The 21,151-nt window shown below is 40.5% G+C and carries 17 protein-coding genes, 2 riboswitches and 1 other annotated feature; of the genes, 16 read left to right on the top strand and 1 reads right to left on the bottom strand.

The features are described 5' to 3' along the window. Positions 1-49 precede the first annotated feature (49 nt). The 6 genes from yaaA (at position 50) to BN988_RS16375 (ending at position 7,752) form a co-directional block, all read left to right on the top strand. The gene (gene yaaA / locus BN988_RS16350; protein ID WP_036578120.1) at positions 50-268 is read left to right on the top strand and encodes a S4 domain-containing protein YaaA; all 219 of its coding nucleotides are present in this window, start codon (positions 50-52) and stop codon (positions 266-268) included. Between the two features lie 61 nt (positions 269-329). Then, positions 330-1,442, top strand: coding sequence for a DNA replication/repair protein RecF (gene recF / locus BN988_RS16355; protein ID WP_036578121.1), 1,113 nt, complete (start codon positions 330-332; stop codon positions 1,440-1,442). Positions 1,443-1,459: 17 nt separating this feature from the next. Further along, positions 1,460-1,765, top strand: coding sequence for an extracellular matrix regulator RemB (gene remB / locus BN988_RS16360; RefSeq protein WP_036578123.1), 306 nt, complete (start codon positions 1,460-1,462; stop codon positions 1,763-1,765). Positions 1,766-1,818: 53 nt separating this feature from the next. Continuing rightward, a complete protein-coding gene (gene gyrB, locus BN988_RS16365; protein WP_036578124.1) occupies positions 1,819-3,744 on the top strand; it encodes a DNA topoisomerase (ATP-hydrolyzing) subunit B in 1,926 nt (641 codons plus the stop codon). Positions 3,745-3,815: 71 nt separating this feature from the next. After that, positions 3,816-6,323, top strand: coding sequence for a DNA gyrase subunit A (gene gyrA / locus BN988_RS16370; RefSeq protein WP_036578125.1), 2,508 nt, complete (start codon positions 3,816-3,818; stop codon positions 6,321-6,323). A gap of 328 nt (positions 6,324-6,651) precedes the next feature. Next, entirely contained in the window at positions 6,652-7,752 is a 1,101-nt protein-coding gene (locus tag BN988_RS16375) for an HD-GYP domain-containing protein (protein ID WP_036578126.1), read from the top strand. Between the two features lie 123 nt (positions 7,753-7,875). Here the strand turns inward: BN988_RS16375 and BN988_RS16380 are convergent, their stop codons facing one another. Beyond that, on the bottom strand, positions 7,876-8,823 hold the full coding sequence (locus BN988_RS16380; protein WP_051558052.1) for a YaaC family protein: 948 nt from the start codon (positions 8,821-8,823) through the stop codon (positions 7,876-7,878). A gap of 177 nt (positions 8,824-9,000) precedes the next feature. Between BN988_RS16380 and guaB the strand changes: the two genes are divergently transcribed. From guaB to BN988_RS16430, 10 genes are all read left to right on the top strand, one after another. Further along, entirely contained in the window at positions 9,001-10,473 is a 1,473-nt protein-coding gene (gene guaB / locus BN988_RS16385) for an IMP dehydrogenase (protein WP_036578127.1), read from the top strand. A gap of 136 nt (positions 10,474-10,609) precedes the next feature. Then, complete coding sequence (locus BN988_RS16390) at positions 10,610-11,947, top strand: serine hydrolase (RefSeq protein ID WP_036578128.1); 1,338 nt, start codon at positions 10,610-10,612, stop codon at positions 11,945-11,947. Positions 11,948-12,028: 81 nt separating this feature from the next. Continuing rightward, complete coding sequence (pdxS, locus tag BN988_RS16395; protein WP_036578130.1) at positions 12,029-12,913, top strand: pyridoxal 5'-phosphate synthase lyase subunit PdxS; 885 nt, start codon at positions 12,029-12,031, stop codon at positions 12,911-12,913. Between the two features lie 17 nt (positions 12,914-12,930). Beyond that, on the top strand, positions 12,931-13,518 hold the full coding sequence (gene pdxT / locus BN988_RS16400; RefSeq protein ID WP_036578132.1) for a pyridoxal 5'-phosphate synthase glutaminase subunit PdxT: 588 nt from the start codon (positions 12,931-12,933) through the stop codon (positions 13,516-13,518). Between the two features lie 270 nt (positions 13,519-13,788). Continuing rightward, positions 13,789-14,014 (top strand) — a binding site (T-box leader). A gap of 183 nt (positions 14,015-14,197) precedes the next feature. Continuing rightward, positions 14,198-15,472 (top strand): serine--tRNA ligase, encoded by a 1,275-nt coding sequence (gene serS, locus BN988_RS16405; RefSeq protein ID WP_036578134.1) that lies wholly within the window; start codon positions 14,198-14,200, stop codon positions 15,470-15,472. Between the two features lie 386 nt (positions 15,473-15,858). Then, the gene (locus BN988_RS16410) at positions 15,859-16,761 is read left to right on the top strand and encodes a glycine betaine ABC transporter substrate-binding protein (protein ID WP_051558055.1); all 903 of its coding nucleotides are present in this window, start codon (positions 15,859-15,861) and stop codon (positions 16,759-16,761) included. 186 nt (positions 16,762-16,947) lie between these two features. After that, a riboswitch (SAM riboswitch) is annotated at positions 16,948-17,055 on the top strand. Positions 17,056-17,159: 104 nt separating this feature from the next. Beyond that, positions 17,160-17,262, top strand: a riboswitch (SAM riboswitch). An 81-nt stretch (positions 17,263-17,343) separates the two neighbouring features. Next, positions 17,344-18,375: a methionine ABC transporter ATP-binding protein gene (locus BN988_RS16415; RefSeq protein ID WP_036578135.1), complete on the top strand. Its 1,032-nt coding sequence runs from the start codon at positions 17,344-17,346 to the stop codon at positions 18,373-18,375. Next, entirely contained in the window at positions 18,365-19,015 is a 651-nt protein-coding gene (locus tag BN988_RS16420) for a methionine ABC transporter permease (RefSeq protein ID WP_036578136.1), read from the top strand. Before BN988_RS16415 ends, BN988_RS16420 begins: the two co-directional genes overlap by 11 nt. A gap of 27 nt (positions 19,016-19,042) precedes the next feature. Next, the gene (locus tag BN988_RS16425) at positions 19,043-19,861 is read left to right on the top strand and encodes a MetQ/NlpA family ABC transporter substrate-binding protein (protein WP_036578138.1); all 819 of its coding nucleotides are present in this window, start codon (positions 19,043-19,045) and stop codon (positions 19,859-19,861) included. Between the two features lie 50 nt (positions 19,862-19,911). After that, a complete protein-coding gene (locus BN988_RS16430; RefSeq protein ID WP_036578139.1) occupies positions 19,912-21,117 on the top strand; it encodes a M20 family metallopeptidase in 1,206 nt (401 codons plus the stop codon). Positions 21,118-21,151: the final 34 nt, after the last annotated feature.

Raw genomic sequence — 21,151 nt, forward strand, 5'->3', positions numbered from 1 at the left:
TTTTGGCAGTCTTAACGTTTTTCTAAAAAGTAGGAAACTTGGTGATAACATGCATGAAGAAATTGAAATAAGTACGGAATATATTGCACTAGGCCAATTTATTAAGCTTGCCAATATATTGGAATCTGGTGGGATGGTAAAGGCTTTTCTGCAAGACGAGGGCGTATTAGTAAATAACGAACGGGAGCATCGTCGTGGTCGCAAGCTATATGCAGGGGATATTGTTGAATTAGAAGGCATTGGATCCTACAAAGTGATAAAAGCTTGAGATACATGAACTGCCTCCTAGCAAACGCTCCTGATCTGAATCGAAAAAAAGAGGATTGGTCATGCACATAGAACAGCTAAAATTACGTAATTTCCGCAATTATGATGGACTGGAAATGGAGTTTAATAATAAAATAAATGTCATCATCGGGGAAAATGCACAGGGTAAAACCAACCTGATGGAGGCAATCTATTTACTTGCCTTTACTAAATCACACCGAACTCCCAGAGAGAAAGAATTGATTCAATGGGAAAAAGAGTATGCTAAAATAGAAGGCAGGATAACAAAAAGAAATCAAACCTTTCCGTTGGAAATCGTTCTTTCGGCAAAAGGTAAAAAAGCGAAGCTGAACCGGCTGGAACAAAAACGGCTAAGTGACTATATCGGGGCGCTTAATGTTGTGATGTTTGCACCAGAGGATCTCACGTTGGTTAAAGGTGCACCACAAATACGCAGGCGTTTTATTGATATGGAGCTTGGACAGATCCAGCCACGTTATATCTATCATCTAGGGCAATATCAAAAAATATTAAAACAACGAAATCATCTGTTGAAACAATTGCAGCGTGGCAAAAGCCAAGATCATACCATGTTGCAAGTTATCACAGATCAGCTCGTAGAACATGCCGCGACCTTATTGGAAAGACGGTTTGTTTTTTTGGAATTATTAAGGAAATGGGCTAGTCCGATCCATCATGGTATCAGCCGTGAGCTGGAAAGGCTTGAAATAAAGTATTCTCCCACTATTGAGGTATCAGAAGATGATAATAAGGAGAAAATAGAGAGTATCTACTTAAATAAATTTCAACAAATACAAGAAAAAGAGATTGAACGTGGCACAAGTTTAATTGGTCCGCATCGTGATGATCTCCTCTTTTATGTGAACGGTAAGGACGTCCAGACCTATGGATCACAAGGGCAGCAACGTACAACTGCCCTGTCGGTGAAACTGGCAGAAATTGAACTCATTTACAATGAAGTTGGGGAATATCCAATTCTTCTGCTTGATGATGTGTTGAGTGAACTGGATGATTACCGACAATCACATCTACTTCATACCATCCAAGGAAAGGTGCAAACCTTTGTATCTACTACGAGTGTTGATGGAATAAATCATGAGACCCTGAATAAAGCGGAATTATTCCGTGTCCGTAATGGTGAAGTGGAAAAATAGAATGAGGGGGAGATAGCATGTTTATTCATATCGGAAATGATAATGTCATCCGTTCTCAGGATGTGGTTGCAATCATTGACTATAATTTAATCTCATCATCTACCATCATGGAGGAAATGATGGAGAACGCTGGCAAAGAAAAGAAAGTAGTAGGTCCAACGGTTGATGCAAAATCAGTCATGATCACAAAGGAAATCATCTACTACAGCACGCTTTCTGTCTCAACATTGAAGAAACGCGCTAGTATGATCTCCACCATCAGTAAGCTAGATGATTTCTCAGATGAGATTAAGGAAGAAGAAACAGAAGCAGAAGAAGCATAGCATACTGTTTTTAATTCGAAACATTTTAAGTAACAGGAAATGGAAGTGAGAGCATGACAATGGAAGACAATATGACGAATACCCAGCCCGAATATGGTGCAGATCAGATTCAAGTACTAGAAGGACTTGAAGCAGTAAGAAAAAGACCTGGTATGTATATTGGATCAACGAGTGAGAAAGGCTTACACCATCTTGTATGGGAAATTGTCGATAACAGTATCGATGAAGCATTAGCTGGGTACTGTGACAGAATCGATGTAACAATTGAAAAAGATAACAGTATTACCGTAAGCGATAATGGCCGTGGTATTCCAGTAGGCATACAAAAGAAAACAGGTCGTCCAGCATTAGAAGTCATCATGACCGTACTCCACGCTGGAGGAAAATTTGGCGGTGGCGGCTACAAGGTTTCTGGTGGACTGCATGGTGTAGGTGCTTCTGTAGTTAACGCCCTGTCAACAAACTTGGAAGTCCATGTTCACTTGGATAATAAAATTCATTATTTAGGCTTTAAAAAAGGAGTTCCACAGGGAGATATTGAGGTCGTTGGCGAAACGGACGTAACAGGAACGACTACCCATTTTGTTCCAGATCCTGAAATCTTTGATACAACCGAATACGATTATGATACGTTAACACAGCGCTTGCGTGAGTTGGCATTCTTAAATAAAGGGATTACCATCACCGTAGAAGATAAACGTACGGACGAAGAACCTGTCAGCTATTTCTACGAGGGTGGGATAAAGTCCTATGTGGAATTTATCAACCGCACGAAAGAAGTCTTGCATGAGCCATTCTATGCAGAGGGAGAAGATCAAGGAATCTCTGTAGAAGTTGCAATTCAGTATAACGAAGGATTTGCAAGCAGCTTATACTCGTTTGCCAACAACATTCACACCTATGAAGGTGGTAGTCACGAATCTGGTTTCCGAACAGGTCTTACTAGAGTGATTAATGATTATGCTAGAAAAAACAATTTATACCGAGAAAACGATCCTAACCTATCTGGTGATGATGTACGGGAAGGAATGACCGCCATCGTCTCCGTTAAACACCCTGATCCACAGTTTGAGGGACAGACAAAAACAAAGCTTGGTAACAGTGAAGCACGTACCATTACAGACTCAGTTTTCAGTGAAATGTTCTCCAAGTTTCTATATGAAAACCCGTCTGTCGCGAAAATTATTGTTGATAAAGGGCTAATGGCTTCGCGTGCCCGTTTAGCTGCGAAAAAGGCTAGAGAGCTGACTAGAAGAAAAAGTGCGCTCGAGATTTCGAATCTACCAGGTAAGCTTGCCGATTGTTCCTCTAAGGATGCAAAAATAAGTGAGCTTTATATCGTAGAGGGTGACTCTGCTGGTGGTTCAGCCAAGTCTGGTCGTGACCGTCATTTTCAGGCGATCTTGCCACTACGTGGTAAGATTCTCAATGTTGAGAAAGCCCGACTTGATAAAATTTTGTCCAATAATGAAGTTCGTGCCATGATTACTGCCCTTGGTACAGGTATCGGAGAAGATTTCGATATTACGAAGGCCCGCTATCATAAAGTCGTTATCATGACAGATGCCGATGTCGATGGTGCACATATACGTACATTACTATTAACCTTTTTCTATCGTTATATGCGTCCATTAATCGAATATGGCTATATTTATATCGCACAGCCGCCTTTGTATCAGATCAAGCAAGGGAAAGCTGTTCATTATGTTTATAACGAAAAAGCATTAGATAAATTGCTTCAAGAACTTCCACAATTACCTAAGCCAGGGATTCAGCGTTATAAAGGGCTAGGAGAAATGAATGCTACCCAGCTTTGGGATACGACGATGGATCCAGATACACGTACACTTCTTCAGGTTGATCTAGCAGATGCCATCGAGGCAGACCAAGTATTTGATATGCTGATGGGAGACAAAGTGGAACCAAGAAGGAACTTTATTGAAGAGAATGCACAATATGTAAAAAATCTTGATATTTAAATCATATCAATACATGTAATATTTGAGGCAAATCACTATTTCGTTGAAAAATAGTGATAGGAGGTATAAGAATGGCAGAGGAAAAACGTCCAAACGTTCAGGAAATAAATATTAGTAATGAGATGCGCACATCCTTCCTTGATTACGCAATGAGTGTTATCGTATCACGTGCATTGCCAGATGTACGGGATGGCATGAAACCAGTGCACAGAAGAATTTTATATGCGATGAATGACTTGGGGATGCACTCCGATAAAGCATACAAAAAATCAGCCCGTATTGTTGGGGAAGTTATTGGTAAGTACCATCCACATGGTGACTCAGCGGTTTATGAAACAATGGTCCGGATGGCACAAGACTTCAGCTATCGCTATATGCTAGTGGATGGCCACGGGAACTTCGGTTCAGTTGATGGTGATTCAGCGGCAGCAATGCGTTATACAGAGGCAAGAATGTCCAAAATATCAATGGAGCTCCTCCGTGATATAAACAAAGACACAATTGATTACACAGATAACTATGATGGCTCTGAGCGAGAACCAGTCGTTTTCCCAGCTCGATTCCCTAATTTACTTGTGAATGGCACATCGGGGATTGCAGTAGGAATGGCCACAAATATCCCTCCACATAATCTAGGAGAAACGATTGACGCCGTGCTTGCGATTAGTAAAAATCCAGATATCACGATTAATGAATTGATGGAAGATTATATCCATGGCCCTGATTTCCCAACAGCTGGTCAGATTCTAGGAAAAAGTGGGATACGAAAAGCCTACGAAACAGGAAAAGGGTCAATTACCGTCAGGGCAAAAGCAAACATTGAAGAGCATGCTAACGGTAAGGCAACGATCATCGTCACAGAGCTTCCGTATCAAGTCAATAAAGCAAAATTAATAGAGCGGATTGCAGAGCATGTGCGTGATAAGCGAATTGAAGGAATTACCGATTTGCGTGATGAATCAGATCGTAACGGAATGCGCATTGTGATGGAGCTACGTCGTGATGTTAATGCAAATGTCGTGTTAAACAACTTGTACAAACATACGGCTCTGCAAACAACATTTGGTATTAATACATTGGCTCTTGTTGATGGTCAGCCTAAAGTGTTGACGATTAAACAATGCCTTGAGTATTACCTTGAGCACCAGAAGGTAATTATTAAACGCCGGACTGCATTTGAATTACGTAAAGCAGAAGCTAGAGCACATATTTTAGAAGGATTGAGAATTGCGTTAGATCACTTGGATGAAGTGATCGCGCTTATCCGTAATTCCAAAACAGCCGATATTGCTAGAGACGGTTTGATGGAACGCTTTAAACTTTCGGAAAAGCAATCACAGGCAATACTAGATATGCGTTTGCAGCGGTTAACTGGTCTGGAACGTGAAAAAATAGAAAATGAATACAAAGAACTTCTAGACTTAATTGAAGAATTAAAAGCTATTTTAGCAGACGAGGAAAAAGTTCTTGAGATTATTCGCGAAGAGCTAACAGAGGTAAAGGAACGCTTTAATGACGAACGCCGGACAGAGCTTGTTCTAGGTGGCGTTGACTTCTTTGAGGATGAGGACTTAATTCCAGAAGAAAATATCGTCATTACCTTAACCCATCAAGGTTATATTAAACGTTTGCCATCCTCTACTTACCGAACTCAAAAACGTGGAGGCCGTGGTATTCAGGGTATGGGTACGAATGAAGATGACTTTGTAGAACATCTTGTTTCAACCTCTACGCATGATACCGTGCTATTCTTTACGAATAAAGGGAAGGTCTATAAGGCTAAAGGCTATGAGATACCTGAGTTCAGCAGAACAGCGAAGGGTATCCCAATCATTAATCTCTTACAGATAGAAAAAGGCGAGTGGGTTAACGCTGTTATTTCTGTAAACGAATTTACTGACACAGATTACTTGTTCTTTACAACCAAGTACGGGATCTCCAAGCGCACAACGCTTTCGCAATTTGCTAACATCCGTAAAGGTGGATTAATTGCTGTAGGGCTTCGGGATGAAGATGAATTGATTTCAGTGCGTCTAACCGATGGTGCGAAAGATATGATGATCGCTACGAAAAACGGTTATCTCATTCGTTTCCCTGAAGATCAGATCCGATCTATGGGTAGAACAGCTGCCGGTGTGAAGGGTATTTCACTACGGGAAGATGATGAGGTTGTATCCATGGAAATCCTTCAGGAGGATTCTAAAATCTTGCATGTTACAAGCAAAGGTTATGGAAAACAGACTCCTGAGATGGAGTATCGCGTAACAAACCGAGGCGGAAAAGGGATCTTTACATGTAACTTAACAGATAAAACGGGACATGTAGTAGCTGTAAAAGCTGTTTCTGGAGAAGAAGACCTCATGCTTATTACCGTAGCCGGCGTACTTATTCGAATTCCAGTCCAGGATATTTCAGAAACTGGCCGGAATACAATGGGCGTGCGTTTAATTAGGCTACAAGAAGAAGAGGAAGTAGCAACGGTAGCACGTGTTGACCAGGATGAAGATGAAGAAGAAATCGAGGATGAAACAGAAGTTTCTGAAACAGAAGAGTCAACAGAAGAGAATACAGAGGAATAAAAAAATACAGAGGACGGGGCATAACAAAAAGTTTTAGTCAAAAGACGGGTGATAGCTAGAATAAGCGTAAGAAATATACGGAGACTCCTTGAAAATCAAAAAACGATTTTCTGCGTGCGATGCAATGCTGTCGAAGTCTTCCTTGTCCTATGGGAGGAAGGCCTAGGCGAGACCCCGGAATGCGGAGCATCCGGAGGCTCACCAGCCGCCCATGGAAAGCGAAGTATATTTCTGAAGCGGTTTTCAAACATCATTCTTTCAGATTTATCTTTTGCGTAAATAATTTTGTCCCGTCCTCTAATTAATATGGCAAAGGGGGAAGAATGATATGAGGGTAAAAGCCTCGCAGCTTGTCCCAGGATGTGTGTTGCTTCGAGAAATAAAAGGGAAAACAAATAGAGACATTATCCCCAAAAACACGGTGTTAACAGAGGAACATATTATGGTCATAAAAAAGTTTCTTGTTGATAGTGTAGAAGTTTCTTCTAAGCTGGTTGAAGGGGATTCCTATACTCCAGAAAAGGTAGAGGAAGTGGAACAGGTTCAACAAAAGGCTGAAAAGAAAGTTACGGAAGAGCTCCCACCTTTCCAAGAACATTATGAACAAACAGTACAAGCATACAAAAAAATGTTTGAAAACTGGAAAAACGGTGCGCCGTTAGATATGCCATACGTTCGCAAACTCATCATTCCTTTATTAAAAAGAATGGACGATATTTCCTCTGCTGTTTACACCATGCACCATTATGCAAACAAGCGGGATTATATTTTCTATCATAGCGTCGCAGTCAGCATCCTATCCGCATTCCTTGCAAAAAAAATGGGCTATCCCTCTGGTGATTGGCTACAAATTGGTCTCGCCGGGTTTCTAAGTGATGCAGGAATGGCAAAGGTCGACCATAACCTTCTTCATAAAGCAGGTACCCTAAACACAGCACAAATGAACGATTTAAAAAAACATCCAACTTATTCTTATCGCATGGTTGAACAAATCCCAACCATTAAACAATCCGTGAAGCTGGCGATTTTGCAACACCATGAAAGAATGGATGGCAGTGGGTATCCACTTGGCCTTTCTAGTGGAAAAATACATAAAGTTGCAAGAATAATAGCGGTTTGTGATATGTACCATGCTATGACATGTGAAAGGGCATATAAGGAAAAGCAATCTCCATTTTTGGTTATAGAGGAATTGCAAAAGGAGCAGTTTTCCACCCTTGATCCAGATGTTGTTGCTAGCTTTGTTGAAAGTATGACGCATTTTTCTATTGGAACGAAAATTCGTCTTTCCAATAACCAGCTTGGTGAAATTGTGTTTATTGATGCAAAGCATCCAACAAGACCTATGGTACGAATGGAAGGTAAAAAAGATATCATATCCTTACAGCAAACAGAAGTGTTCATTGAAGAAATAGTCGGTATCCAGTAACGAGGATTACCGGCTATTTTTATGGATTGAAAGTTAGTACGTTACCCCTTTGATGACGATCAAAACCACCCAAACATCTCCCCCAAAATGCCCATCACATCTTGCCTGACGATATAAACGTCATCAAACCTTTCTTTTATAAAGCTCTAATCCCAATAAGATCGGTACTTTTTCGGCTGATTCTTTGAGAAACTGTGTAATAAAGGGATAGTCTGCATCTAACTTTGATGTAAATAGATCCCCCCACCAATCGGTTTCATAGCGACAAAGCATACTAAGATTATATAAGAGTAAGTAATGGACCATAATCTCGGAAAGTGGCAAGAACAGTTCTCTTTTTGCAGGAAAAAAAATGGGGCTTTGCGTTTTATCTGAATAGAACGGACCTTTGAGCTCATTCAAAGGCTTGGCAAGCTCTACTTGTATATGATGGGAATCTGATTCCATATGTCTTATTTCTGGGAGAAAGGGGGAAATTTTATTAAGAAATCCATCCTTTGTTGTATGGTAATCATCCAGTATTTTAAGTGGAAATTCTAGCCATGTCCCCTGCATTTTTCCTACCTGATAGAGTCCTTTCTCCTGGTGGAAACCAAGCATCATCCCCATTTCTGGAATGAGGGCAAGGAGCTGTTGCATATTAATTTTTTCAAATGGTAGTCTATTTATATGAAATAAGTGCTCAGAGAAGTAAGGGAATAAGCCATTGTGCTGGATCTTTACTTCATCCCGCAGAAAGGAGTAGTCCTTTTTCTTTCGTTTTCTTGCGGTAACTCCGTGGGCAAGTTGGCTTGTCGATTCTGGATAATCTGGTCTTACTGTCATCAAGCAGGCTTTAATTAGATGTGCCATGCCGTAAAAGTAGAGGACTGGCTGCAGAATGGGAGAGGAGTTACGCCCACTTTGGTAAAACATTTGCCCATGTTGTATATACGAGGTAAAAACAGTGCAGTTTTCATAGCTTTTTCGATCCGCATCTATTTCCCCTATTGCTTTATAACAGTTGTATAGATAATGCTGCGCCGTTTGCTGTGACGTCAAATAAGTATAAAACATCTCTATATCCTGCATATAACATCATCTCCCAACTGTTTAAAAATTTCGAATCTACTTTCTTTAATTTTGTTTCATTATCTAGTTGAAAAAGCAAATAGGTTGGCGTATTGTATATAAAAATAGCATTACTTGCATAGCTTGTGCAGGGATTGCACGTTGCATACATATTACGAATCAGGAGGAGGAAGTATCATGCGTGAAGACAAGTTCGCTAAAGAAGGATTAACGTTTGATGATGTGTTGTTAATGCCAGCAAAATCCGAGGTATTACCTAAGGATGTGCAGGTTAAAACAAAACTGACAGATAACCTGCAGTTGAACAATCCATTTATTAGTGCCGGAATGGATACCGTAACAGAGGCTGAGATGGCCATCGCCATGGCTCGCCAAGGTGGCTTAGGAATCATTCATAAGAATATGTCAATTGAGGATCAGGCTGAACAAGTGGATCGTGTGAAGCGTTCGGAAAGTGGCGTCATAACCAACCCATTTTTCCTTACTCCTGAGCATCAGGTGTACGATGCTGAGCATCTAATGGGTAAATTCCGTATTTCAGGTGTACCAATTGTTAACTCTATCGAGGAACAAAAGCTTGTTGGTATTTTAACGAACCGTGATTTGCGTTTTATCCAGGATTACTCCATTTCCATTTCTGAAGTTATGACAAGCGAAGACCTTGTTACAGCTCCAGTAGGAACAACATTAGAAGAAGCAGAGCAACTTCTCCAACGCTATAAAATTGAAAAGCTACCTTTAGTAGATGATCAAGGCATGCTTAAAGGATTAATTACGATTAAAGATATTGAAAAAGTAATCGAATTTCCAAATGCCGCCAAAGATAGCCAAGGAAGATTACTTGCAGGAGCGGCTGTTGGTGTTACTGGCGATGCGATGAAGCGAATTGAAAAACTCGTTGAAGCAGGTGTTGATGTTATCGTAATTGACACAGCACATGGCCACTCTAAAGGGGTACTTGACCAAGTGAAGGTTGTACGTGATACGTACCCTGAATTGGATATTATTGCAGGAAATGTGGCGACAGCTGAAGCAACTAAAGAACTGATTGAAGCAGGTGCTTCCATTGTCAAAGTTGGGATTGGTCCTGGCTCTATTTGTACAACGAGAGTAGTAGCAGGAGTTGGGGTTCCACAAATTACTGCTGTTCATGACTGTGCCCTTGCAGCAGCAGAATACAATGTCCCAGTTATCGCTGATGGCGGGATTAAATACTCTGGTGATATTGTTAAAGCATTGGCAGCAGGAGCGCATGCAGTAATGCTTGGGAGCATGTTTGCAGGTGTGAATGAAAGTCCCGGCGAAACGGAAATTTATCAAGGAAGACAATATAAGGTTTACCGTGGTATGGGTTCTGTTGGAGCAATGAAGGCTGGTTCTAAGGATCGTTACTTCCAGGAATCAAGCGAAGCTAAAAAGTTGGTGCCTGAAGGAATTGAAGGAAGAGTTGCCTATAAAGGTGCTCTCGCTGACACGGTACATCAATTAATAGGTGGCCTGCGCTCCGGTATGGGTTATTGTGGTACAGGTTCTATTGATGAATTACGTCATGATGCCCGTTTTATTAAAATAACGAATGCGGGGCTTCGCGAAAGCCATCCACACGATGTTCAAATCACGAAAGAATCACCAAATTACTCTCTACAATAGAAAAGATAATCATATTAGGAAATTTAGTAGACGGGGTTAATTCCCCGTCTATTTTTTCAGCGTTTTCTATGGTAAAATAACAAAGTGCGCATGTACATCACAAGAAGGTTAAACTACAAGTTGGAGGTAAAGGAAGTTGAAACACATAATGAAAAAGCGTTTATCAATGCTACTGGCTTTTCTGGTAGTGATAACATCAGTATTTGTCCAGCCATTTGCGGCGCAAGCCCAAGACACATTAGATATTGAAGCTGACTCGGCTATTTTAGTTGATGCAGCAACAGGGAAGATTATCTTTGCGAAAAATGCAGATGAAGCCCTGCCTCCAGCAAGTATGACAAAAATGATGACGGAATACCTTGTATGGGAAGCCATAGAGGAAGGTCAAATCAGCTGGGATACAACAACAAAGATTAGCGACTATCCATATAGCATATCTGCCAATAACTCTTTTTCAGGAGTTGGATTAAGGCAAAATCAGGATTATACTGTCGAATCTTTATACGAAGCAATGGCAATTAACTCCGATAATGCTACAACTATTGCACTTGCTGAACTGATCGCAGGTTCAGAAGGTGAATTTGTAAAAATGATGAACGAAAAGGGAGAAGAAATGGGGCTCCCTGATTATAAATTTGTAAACTCTACAGGATTGGATAATGCCTCACTCGGTGAAAACTATCCAGAAGGTACGGAACCAGATGCTACGAACATGTTATCTGCTGAGTCCTCTGCCTTACTAGCTTATCATCTCATAAAGGATTACCCTGAAGCTTTGGAAATATCCAGTATTCCAGCTACAGAATTTGATGGGCAACAAATCCGGAACTGGAACCACATGCTTGATCATGATACGACGTTTTTAAAGCAGTTTTATTATGAAGGGGTAGATGGATTAAAAACAGGTCATACCGATAGCGCTGGATATACCTTTACTGGAACAGCAAAACGCGGTGATCAACGTTTCATCTCGGTTGTAATGAAAACCGACAGTGAGGAAGAACGTTTTGCTGAAACAGCGAAACTATTTGATTATGGGTTTGATAACTTTGAAACAACAGAGTTATTCCCGGCAGGTTATCAACTTGAAGACCAAGCTACTATTCCAGTAGCTAAGGGAAAAGAAGATGCAGTGTCCGTATCTACTGGACAAGCAGTTTCCTTCCCGATCAAAAAAGATGAAGCGGATGCTTATAGCATTAAATATACAATAGACGAGGACAAGCTAAATGCTGAAGGAGAGTTGGCTGCACCTGTTAAAAAAGGGGATGTAGTAGGAACTGCCGAACTCGTTTATGAAGGCGAAAATGATTTTGGATATATTATGACTAGCTCTGATGGTCCAATTGACTTGGTTGCAGACGAGACAGTAGAGAAATCCAATTGGTTTATGCTGACACTTGGCGCAATTGGCGACTTCTTTGCAGATCTTTATACAACTGTTGTAGATTGGGTTAAAGGTTTATTTAGTTAATAAGAGCGAGATAATACCAAGAAAATTGTAACGTTTTTTTGAAACACCAATTATTCAATTTAAAAATAGGGGGAATTATTCATGTCAAATACAGGTACAGAACGTGTAAAACGTGGTATGGCGGAAATGCAAAAAGGCGGCGTCATTATGGATGTAGTGAACGCTGAACAGGCAAAAATAGCGGAAGCTGCAGGAGCAGTTGCCGTAATGGCACTTGAACGCGTACCATCAGATATTCGTGCAGCAGGTGGAGTAGCACGTATGGCAGATCCAACTATTACAGAAGAAGTTCTTAATGCAGTTTCCATTCCAGTAATGGCAAAAGCGCGTATTGGCCATATTGTGGAGGCTCGTGTACTTGAAGCAATGGGTGTAGACTACATTGATGAAAGTGAAGTACTAACACCAGCTGATGATATTTATCACTTAAATAAGTCAGATTACACTGTACCATTTGTATGTGGCTGTCGTAATCTTGGCGAAGCAGCTCGTCGTATTGGTGAAGGTGCTTCCATGTTACGTACGAAAGGCGAGCCAGGAACTGGGAACATCGTGGAGGCAGTTCGCCATATGCGTGAAGTGCAATCAGAAATTCGTAAACTTTCTGCTATGTCCAAAGATGAAGTCATGACATTTGCGAAACAAATTGGTGCACCATTTGAGTTATTGTTACAAATCCGTGAAGAAGGCCGCCTACCTGTCGTTAACTTTGCTGCAGGTGGAATTGCAACACCTTCTGATGCTGCACTTATGATGGAGCTAGGAGCAGACGGTGTATTTGTTGGATCAGGTATTTTCAAATCAGATAATCCGGAAAAATTTGCGAAGGCTATTGTGGAAGCAACAACACATTACCAAGATTATGCATTAATTAGTGAGCTATCTAAAGGACTTGGTACAGCTATGAAAGGTCTTGAAATGAGTACAATTGCTGCTCATGACCGTATGCAGGATCGCAGCGAATAGAAAGAAGGAATGATTTTATGATAACGATTGGTGTTCTTGCTCTTCAAGGGGCAGTACGTGAGCATATTCGTTCAATAGAAGCATGTGGAGCAAAAGCTGTGGAAGTAAAGCGTGTGGAACAGCTTGAGGAAATTAACGGCATTATTCTTCCTGGTGGGGAGAGTACCACCATGCGTCGTTTAATTGATAGCTATGGTTTCTTCCCTGCTCTTAAGGAATTTGGCCGCCAAGGTAAACCTGTTTTTGGCACATGTGCAGGGTTAATTTTAATGGCAAGTGAAATTGATGGCCAAGACAACGCCCATCTCGGTTTAATGAACATGAAAGTAGCGCGAAATGCATTTGGCCGTCAGGTGGCAAGCTTTGAAGCAGATCTTGAAGTAAGCCATATTGGTGATGCGTTTAATGCTGTATTCATTCGTGCACCGTATGTATTAGAAGCTGGCCCAGAAGTAGAAGTATTAGCTACGTATCAAGACAGAATAGTTGCAGCAAAGCAGGGGCATTATTTATGCACAGCATTCCATCCAGAATTAACGGATGATAACCGTGTCATCGCCCACTTTGTAACAATGGTCGAAGCATCCATGAAAGCAACTGCTTAATTGTTTTATGGTTGTCGAATTATATCATTTTAGATTCATTCGATCTTATTAGACGTACTAACAGAGGCCATTCAGCGAAGGGAAATACGAAGACTCCAGTGGGAACAGCACGAGTCCGAAGACCCCGGAAGAAGCGTTCTTTGCTTCTGAGGAGGCTGAGGCCGTGCCCACGGAAAGCGCAGTATTTCCTGAAGCGACGATTGTCAATTCGTCCCAGGGTTGCAATCGATGTATAAATTGTATATGATATGCTATAATTAGTAGTAGAATATAAAAGTTATGACAGGAATTAGTAACAGTATATCTTTCTGAAGAGAGTCGATGGTTGGTGTAAATCGATGTGAGCGTACTGTGAATCCATCCTTGAACTGGTTCATTGAAACCGGATTTTCCGGAAGTAAATAAACCCGGTAGTTACCGTTAAAAACTGTGAGCCGGAAGAGGTTATACTCTTCAACAAGGGTGGCAACGCGGGAATTATACTCTCGTCCCTATTTATTTAGGGACGGGAGTTTTTTGTACGTTAGGAAAGTATTAAATTTTAGCTAGGAGACAAGACGACGTAGTTAAAATTTTGAAGTCCTAAGTATAAGAAAAACTTACACATTCGCTAAAAAGACGAGCGAATGCGAGTTTTTCTAACGTTATGAACCCTGTCATAAAGAAGGAGGAAAAGAACATGTTGGATATGAAGTTTTTACGTAATAACTTTCCGAAAGTGAAGGAAAAATTAGCACACCGCGGTGAAGATCTGTCCGAGTTAGACAGATTTGGGGAATTAGATGAAAGACGAAGAGAACTCATTGCTGAAACAGAAACGTTGAAGGCGAAACGTAATGAAGCGTCTAAGCAGATCTCTGTGCTAAAAAAAGAAAAGAAAGATGCTGACCAAGCAATTAAAGAAATGCGTGAGGTTGGAGAACGCATCTCTGAACTGGATAAAGAATTAAAAGAAATTGAAGAAACGCTTAACATGATTATGCTTTCTATCCCAAACATCCCTCATGAAAGTGTACCTGTGGGAGAAGATGAAGAGGATAATCAAGAAGTGCGCAACTGGGGAGAACGCAAAGACTTTAGCTTTGAAGCACAACCTCATTGGGATATTGCGACAAACCTTGATATCCTTGACTTCGAACGTGCAGCAAAAGTAACAGGAAGCCGTTTTGTCTTTTATAAAGGGCTTGGAGCCAGACTAGAGCGTGCTTTATTAAACTTTATGATGGATTTACATGCAGATGAGCATGGCTATGAGGAAATGCTTCCACCATATATCGTCAACCGCACCAGCATGACAGGAACAGGTCAGCTACCTAAATTTGAAGAGGATGCCTTTAAGCTAGAAGAGTGGGATTATTTCATGGCTCCTACAGCAGAAGTACCTGTTACGAATTATCACCGTGATGAAATCTTAAATGTAGATGATCTTCCTAAAAAATACGTAGCTTTCAGTGGTTGTTTCCGTTCTGAAGCGGGTTCTGCTGGTAGGGATACACGAGGCCTTATTCGTCAGCATCAATTTAATAAAGTGGAGCTCGTTCACTTTGCTAAGCCAGAGGATTCTTATGAGACATTGGAGAACCTGACAGGTCATGCTGAAAAGGTATTGCAACTATTACAGTTACCATATCGTGTCATGAGCATGTGTACAGGGGATCTTGGATTTACAGCAGCGAAGAAATACGATATTGAAGTATGGATTCCAAGCCAAAACACGTACCGGGAAATTTCTTCTTGCTCTAACTTTGAAGACTTTCAAGCAAGACGTGCCGGCATCCGTTTCCGCAGAGAAGCAAATGCGAAGCCAGAGTTTGTCCACACATTAAATGGTAGTGGATTGGCACTTGGTCGTACTGTAGCAGCTATTCTGGAAAATTATCAGCAAGAGGATGGCTCTGTCATCGTCCCTCCTGTACTACGTGCATATATGGGTGGAAAAGAATCCATTAAATAATTGGATAAGATAAAGAGTAAGGCTGTTTTTCGGTTATCGAAAACAGCCTTTTCTAGTTGTTTCGGAAAGTAAGTCAAGCTCATCGCGAAGTTAGTAGATAGATTTTTTCCCTCGTATCTCTATGATCAATACTCCTTTTATAGCAAAATTGTACAAAAAAGACGTAAGTCGGAGTAAATCGACGTAATAGAAGCATGTATCAAAGAAATCTCTGTTAAATTAAAATTTTACAAACTTTTTATACAGAAATAACTGAATATGGACTTTGAATCAAGCCTCCAATAGGTATAACATTAAACTTGCATGCTTGCGATCTAACATGCTGGGGATCGTACCATCAAATATATTGAAATTATAGTAGATAAAATGGAGGTTATTTTTACAACATGATGAATTTCAAACGTAAAATACTAGGAATATTTATTGTTTTAATCTTATCTCTTATGATAGCAGGTTGTGGATCAAGTAATGAGGATGCACAAGCAGAAGGAAGTGTTAGTGAAGAATTAGATTATACTATTACTGGTACAGAGCCTGGTGCTGGACAAACTAAGAAGAATGAAGAAGTTTTAGAATCGTACGATAATCTTGCCGGTTGGGAACAGGAATTATCTTCGGCAGGAGCAATGTTATCCCAATTAAGTAAGGCTATTGATAATAAAGAACCAATTATTTTTAGTGCATGGTCTCCACATTATAAATTTGCCAAGTGGGATTTAAAATATTTAAAGGATCCCAAAGGTATTCATGGTGATGAAGAAAAGATAACAACGATTGCAAGAAAAGGCCTAAAGGATGAAATGCCTGAAGCTTACACAATTATTGATCGCATACAATTGGAGCTTCCAGATGTAGAAGAAGCATTATTAGAGGCTCAGGAAAAGGAATATGCTGAAGTAGTAAAGGATTGGGCTAAGGAAAATCAAGAAACAGTTGCAGAATGGACGGAAGGTGTAGACTCTGTGGATGGGACTTCTATTGAAATCGCTCTTTTACCTTGGGATGATGCAATTTTTACAGCAAATGTTGCTAAATTCGCGTTAGAGCAAAAAGGTTATGATGTGACACTTACACAAGTTGATCCAGCTATTATGTTTGAAGCCATAGCAACTGGGAGTGCTGATGCATCATTAGCAGTATGGATGCCAGTAACACATGCCGAATTATATAAACAATATGAAGATGATTTTGATGACTTGGGGCCAAACTTAGAGGGTGCTAAAACTGGGTTAGCAGTACCAGCTTATATGGATATTGACTCTCTAGAAGATCTAGAACCAAAGGAATAACGCTTGCATTGAAAGAACCCTATCTGTTTGCGGTAATTCAAAGGATAGGGTTCTTTATCTTTTAGTAATCCTTTACTTATGCTAAAAATTAAAAGAATGAATTGAATAATTTATTAGAAAAAACTGTTGACAGATTGAAAGGCGGGTAGTAATGTAAGTAGCAACAACAAATTAAATATGCATTACTTCTTATTCAGAGAGATGGAGGGACTTGGCCCATTGATATCTCGGCAGCGGACTTTTAATAGTACTGTGCTAAATCCAACAGGCGAATGCGAGCCTGAAAAATAAGAAGAGGATGATCGTACATAGCTGATCCCTTCTTATTTTTATAAGAAGGGATTTTTTAGTTTTACACGAAACAACTCTTCTTCACGACAAAATTAAATATGCATTACTTCTTATCCAGAGAGGTGGAGGGACTGGCCCATTGATACCTCGGCAACGTGCTTTTAAAGCAACGTGCCAATTCCAACAGACGAAGGTCTGTAAAGATAAGAGGAGGATACTAGTTCATTGCCTCTTCTTATCTTATAAGAAGAGGCTTTTTAATTTGAAACTACAACGAGCAGGAGGAAGTAGATGATTACATTTGATCAAGTTTCAAAAGTATACGGCGAAAAGGCAGAAGGTGTAAAAGCACTGGATAATGTGGATCTCCACATAGAAGAGGGAGAGATATATGGTGTGATTGGGTTTAGTGGTGCTGGAAAAAGCTCGCTCATTCGATGTGTTAATTTACTCGAACAGCCAACATCCGGAACAGTAACCGTGAATGGGCAAAACTTACAAGCACTTTCACCTAAGGAACTACGGGAGGCAAAGCGAAACATAGGGATGATTTTTCAGCATTTTAATTTACTTAATTCGAAAACCGTGTTTACCAATGTCGCAATGCCCTTACTGTTAAGCAAAACTCCAAAAAAGGAAATAACCAAGCGTGTTTATGAACTACTTGATTTTGTCGGCTTGCGTGACAAGGCTGACAGTTATCCAGATCAACTTTCTGGGGGACAGAAACAGCGAGTTGGGATTGCCCGTTCTCTTGCAACCCAGCCATCCATTCTTTTATGTGATGAGGCAACATCAGCCCTTGACCCAGATACAACAAATGCTATTTTAAAACTTTTAAAGAAAATTAATCAGGAATACAATATCACCATTTTAATTATCACGCACGAAATGGGCGTAATTAGAGAAATTTGCGATAAAGTTGCTGTGCTTGAAGATGGAAAAGTAGTTGAATCTGGTTCTGTATTTGATGTCTTTTCTCAGCCGCAAACGACCACAGCTCATAACTTTGTCAGTACGGTGATGCATGATCAAATCCCAGATTCCGTATATGAGTTAGTAAGAAAACAAGACGCACATAACCAAATTTATCGGATTGTCTTTGTTGGTGAGTCTACTGGAACACCGTTGTTGTCGCAAATCGCAAAGCAATACGAGGTAGAGGTAAATGTTCTGTTTGGTAGTATCACAGAATTACAGGGCGTACCATTTGGAAATCTTATCGTGCAATTTGAAGGGGAAGAAAAAGAGATTAACCGTGTCATTATGCATATTCATCAGCAAAAAGTAAGTGTAAAGGAAGTGTTAGCAGATGTTGGTTGATTGGCAACAAATTACAGAGGCATTATGGCAAACCATTGTAATGGTAGCAGTCGCCCTATTTTTCTCTATGATTATAGGGTTGGTATTAGGAATTGTCCTTGTTGTAACACGTAAAGGGCACTTATGGGAAAACAAGTATATTTTTACGGTCTTAAATGCAATAGTAAACATATTTCGTTCTATTCCGTTTATCATCCTAATGGTCGCAGTCATTCCATTCACGAGATTAGTTGTTGGAACCTCAATAGGCACGGCCGCAGCTATTGTACCAATGGTGTTATTTGCAGGACCATACATTGCAAGATTAATAGAGAATTCTCTTTTAGAAGTAGATCCAGGTGTGATGGAAGCTGCCCAGTCAATGGGAGCAACACCTTGGCAAATAATCATTCGCTTTCTTATACCAGAAGCTCTTAGCTCCCTCGTGTTAGGGGCAACCATTGCCACAATTGGATTGGTTGGAGCCTCAGCCATGGCAGGAGCTGTTGGTGGTGGCGGATTAGGAGACCTGGCCATTACCTTTGGTTATCAGCGGTTCGACACAATGGTGATGCTAATAACAGTAGGAATACTCGTCGTCATGGTTCAGGGATTACAATCCACCGGAAATATTTTATCCAAAAAAATAAGAAGAAGATAAAATCAAAACAAAAGGAGAAGATACAGCATGAAAAAGTTAAGTCTATTATTGTTATTAGTTAGTTTAAGTTTGGTGATTAGTGCTTGTTCTAATGGGGAGGCTGCAACGAAGGTCAAAGTAGGAATTAGTGGCTCTGACACAACGATTTGGGATTATGTAGCAGAAAAGGCCAAAGAAGAAGGAATAGAGGTTGAGATTGTTCGCTTTTCTGACTATGTGCAGCCGAATCTAGCATTAGCTGAGGGAGAAATCGATGTGAATGCTTTCCAGACTGTTTCATATTTTGACGCCTTTATCGAGGAGCATGACCTTGACCTGACTCCAATTGCAACAACAGTTATCGCGCCAATGGGTCTTTATTCTGAAAAGCATGATTCTGTAGAAGATATCCCTGAAGGTGGAACAATTGCCTTAGCTAAAGAAGCAACGAACATGGGCCGGGGACTTTTACTTCTTGAAGAAGCAGGACTAATTAAATTGGAAGAAGGCTTTGACGGAAATGGCTCTGTCGATAAAATCGTAGAAAACCCGAAGAACCTTAAATTTGAACAGCTTGTAGCGGGTCAGACTCCAAGGGTGTTGCCAGATGTAGACGCCTCACTCATCAATAACGGTATTGCAGTGGATGCAGGATTCAGCCCATTGGATGATTCCATTTACCATGAGGATGAAACAGCTACCCCGTATATTAATATTATCGCCGTACAAGAGAAAGACAAAGATGATGAAACCTTAAATAAACTAGCAGAAATTTACCAGTCTGATGACGTAGCAGACTTTATTATTGAAGAACGCGATGGAAACTCCATCCCAACATTTGTACCGTTAAGTGAAATTGGCCATTAAAAGAGAGAGTAAGACGTACAGCATAAAAATAAAAAAACGAGGTGGAGTAAATGAGTGTTGTAGCTAAAAGTTTAGAAGAAGTGAAGAAGATCATTGTTGATAATATAGAAGAAAATAAACAGAAATACATTCAAGCAAGTCATGATATTCATGATAACCCGGAAATTGGAAACCAAGAGTTTTATGCATCTGGTCGCTTAATTGAATTGCTTGTAGAGGAAGGGTTTTTAATAGAAAAAGGGGTAGCAGGACATGAAACAGCATTCATTGCGAAAAAGAAAAGTGAAAAAGAGGGCTTAAGAATTGGCTTTTTGGCAGAATATGATGCCTTACCAGAAATCGGCCATGCGTGTGGGCATAACTTAATTGGTACCACAAGTGCTGCAGCTGCTATTGCACTTAGTAAAGTATTGGATGAAGTAGGAGGAGAGCTTGTCGTATTAGGTACCCCAGCAGAAGAAGGGGGTCCAAACGGAAGTGCAAAAGGGAGCTTTGTAAAAGCTGGATTGCTCGAAGATATTGATGCAGCGATTATGATACACCCAGGTGCTGAGACAAATTTAACTGGTCCGAGTCTCGCGGTAGATCCACTTGATTTCGCTTTTCATGGAAAACCAGCACATGCTTCCGCTCATCCAGATAAAGGAATTAATGCTCTAGATGGCGTCATTCAACTATTTAATGGCATTAATGCATTACGACAGCATCTTCCGTCAGATGTTCGCATTCATGGAATCATTACAGATGGGGGAGATGCACCGAATGTAGTACCAGATTACGCTAAAGCAAGATTTTATATCCGAGCTAGTTCTCGAGAGCTTTTAAACGAAGTAACGAAGAAAGTGAAGGGTATTGCACAAGGGGCTGCATTAGCTACAGGCGCTGATGTGAAAGTGATTGCTTTCCAAAATGAAGTAGATAACTTTGTCGTCAACAAACGATTTGACCAAGTATTTAAAGAAATAGCTGAGGAATTGGGAGAGGTAGTAAATACGGAGGAAAGAAAGGCTTTAGGCTCAACAGACGCAGGAAATGTCAGTCAGGTGGTACCAACCATCCATCCGCACATCAAAATTGGCTCGAGCGATCTAATTGGTCATACAGTAGCATTTCGAGAAGCTGCGCGCTCTGAAAAGGGCGATGAAGCACTTATTAAAGGAGCGAAGGCGTCAGCATTCACTGCGCTACAGCTTCTGACAAATAGTACGTTGTTTGAGGAGATCAAACAAGAGTTTACAGAGCGGACAGGAAAATAAATATTTGAAAAGGTTCGTCAGCCTTTTAAACATT

Source organism: Oceanobacillus picturae, from assembly GCF_000612865.1.
In the GTDB taxonomy this organism is placed as follows: Bacteria; Bacillota; Bacilli; order Bacillales; family Amphibacillaceae; genus Oceanobacillus_B; species Oceanobacillus_B jordanicus.

Coding starts and splice junctions, on each gene's coding strand:
- yaaA (WP_036578120.1), top strand. CDS start 50: ATGCATGAAGAAATTGAAATAAGTACGGAATATATTGCACTAGGCCAA.
- recF (WP_036578121.1), top strand. CDS start 330: ATGCACATAGAACAGCTAAAATTACGTAATTTCCGCAATTATGATGGA.
- remB (WP_036578123.1), top strand. CDS start 1,460: ATGTTTATTCATATCGGAAATGATAATGTCATCCGTTCTCAGGATGTG.
- gyrB (WP_036578124.1), top strand. CDS start 1,819: ATGACAATGGAAGACAATATGACGAATACCCAGCCCGAATATGGTGCA.
- gyrA (WP_036578125.1), top strand. CDS start 3,816: ATGGCAGAGGAAAAACGTCCAAACGTTCAGGAAATAAATATTAGTAAT.
- BN988_RS16375 (WP_036578126.1), top strand. CDS start 6,652: ATGAGGGTAAAAGCCTCGCAGCTTGTCCCAGGATGTGTGTTGCTTCGA.
- BN988_RS16380 (WP_051558052.1), bottom strand. CDS start 8,823: ATGCAGGATATAGAGATGTTTTATACTTATTTGACGTCACAGCAAACG.
- guaB (WP_036578127.1), top strand. CDS start 9,001: ATGCGTGAAGACAAGTTCGCTAAAGAAGGATTAACGTTTGATGATGTG.
- pdxS (WP_036578130.1), top strand. CDS start 12,029: ATGTCAAATACAGGTACAGAACGTGTAAAACGTGGTATGGCGGAAATG.
- pdxT (WP_036578132.1), top strand. CDS start 12,931: ATGATAACGATTGGTGTTCTTGCTCTTCAAGGGGCAGTACGTGAGCAT.
- serS (WP_036578134.1), top strand. CDS start 14,198: ATGTTGGATATGAAGTTTTTACGTAATAACTTTCCGAAAGTGAAGGAA.
- BN988_RS16410 (WP_051558055.1), top strand. CDS start 15,859: ATGATGAATTTCAAACGTAAAATACTAGGAATATTTATTGTTTTAATC.
- BN988_RS16415 (WP_036578135.1), top strand. CDS start 17,344: ATGATTACATTTGATCAAGTTTCAAAAGTATACGGCGAAAAGGCAGAA.
- BN988_RS16420 (WP_036578136.1), top strand. CDS start 18,365: ATGTTGGTTGATTGGCAACAAATTACAGAGGCATTATGGCAAACCATT.
- BN988_RS16425 (WP_036578138.1), top strand. CDS start 19,043: ATGAAAAAGTTAAGTCTATTATTGTTATTAGTTAGTTTAAGTTTGGTG.
- BN988_RS16430 (WP_036578139.1), top strand. CDS start 19,912: ATGAGTGTTGTAGCTAAAAGTTTAGAAGAAGTGAAGAAGATCATTGTT.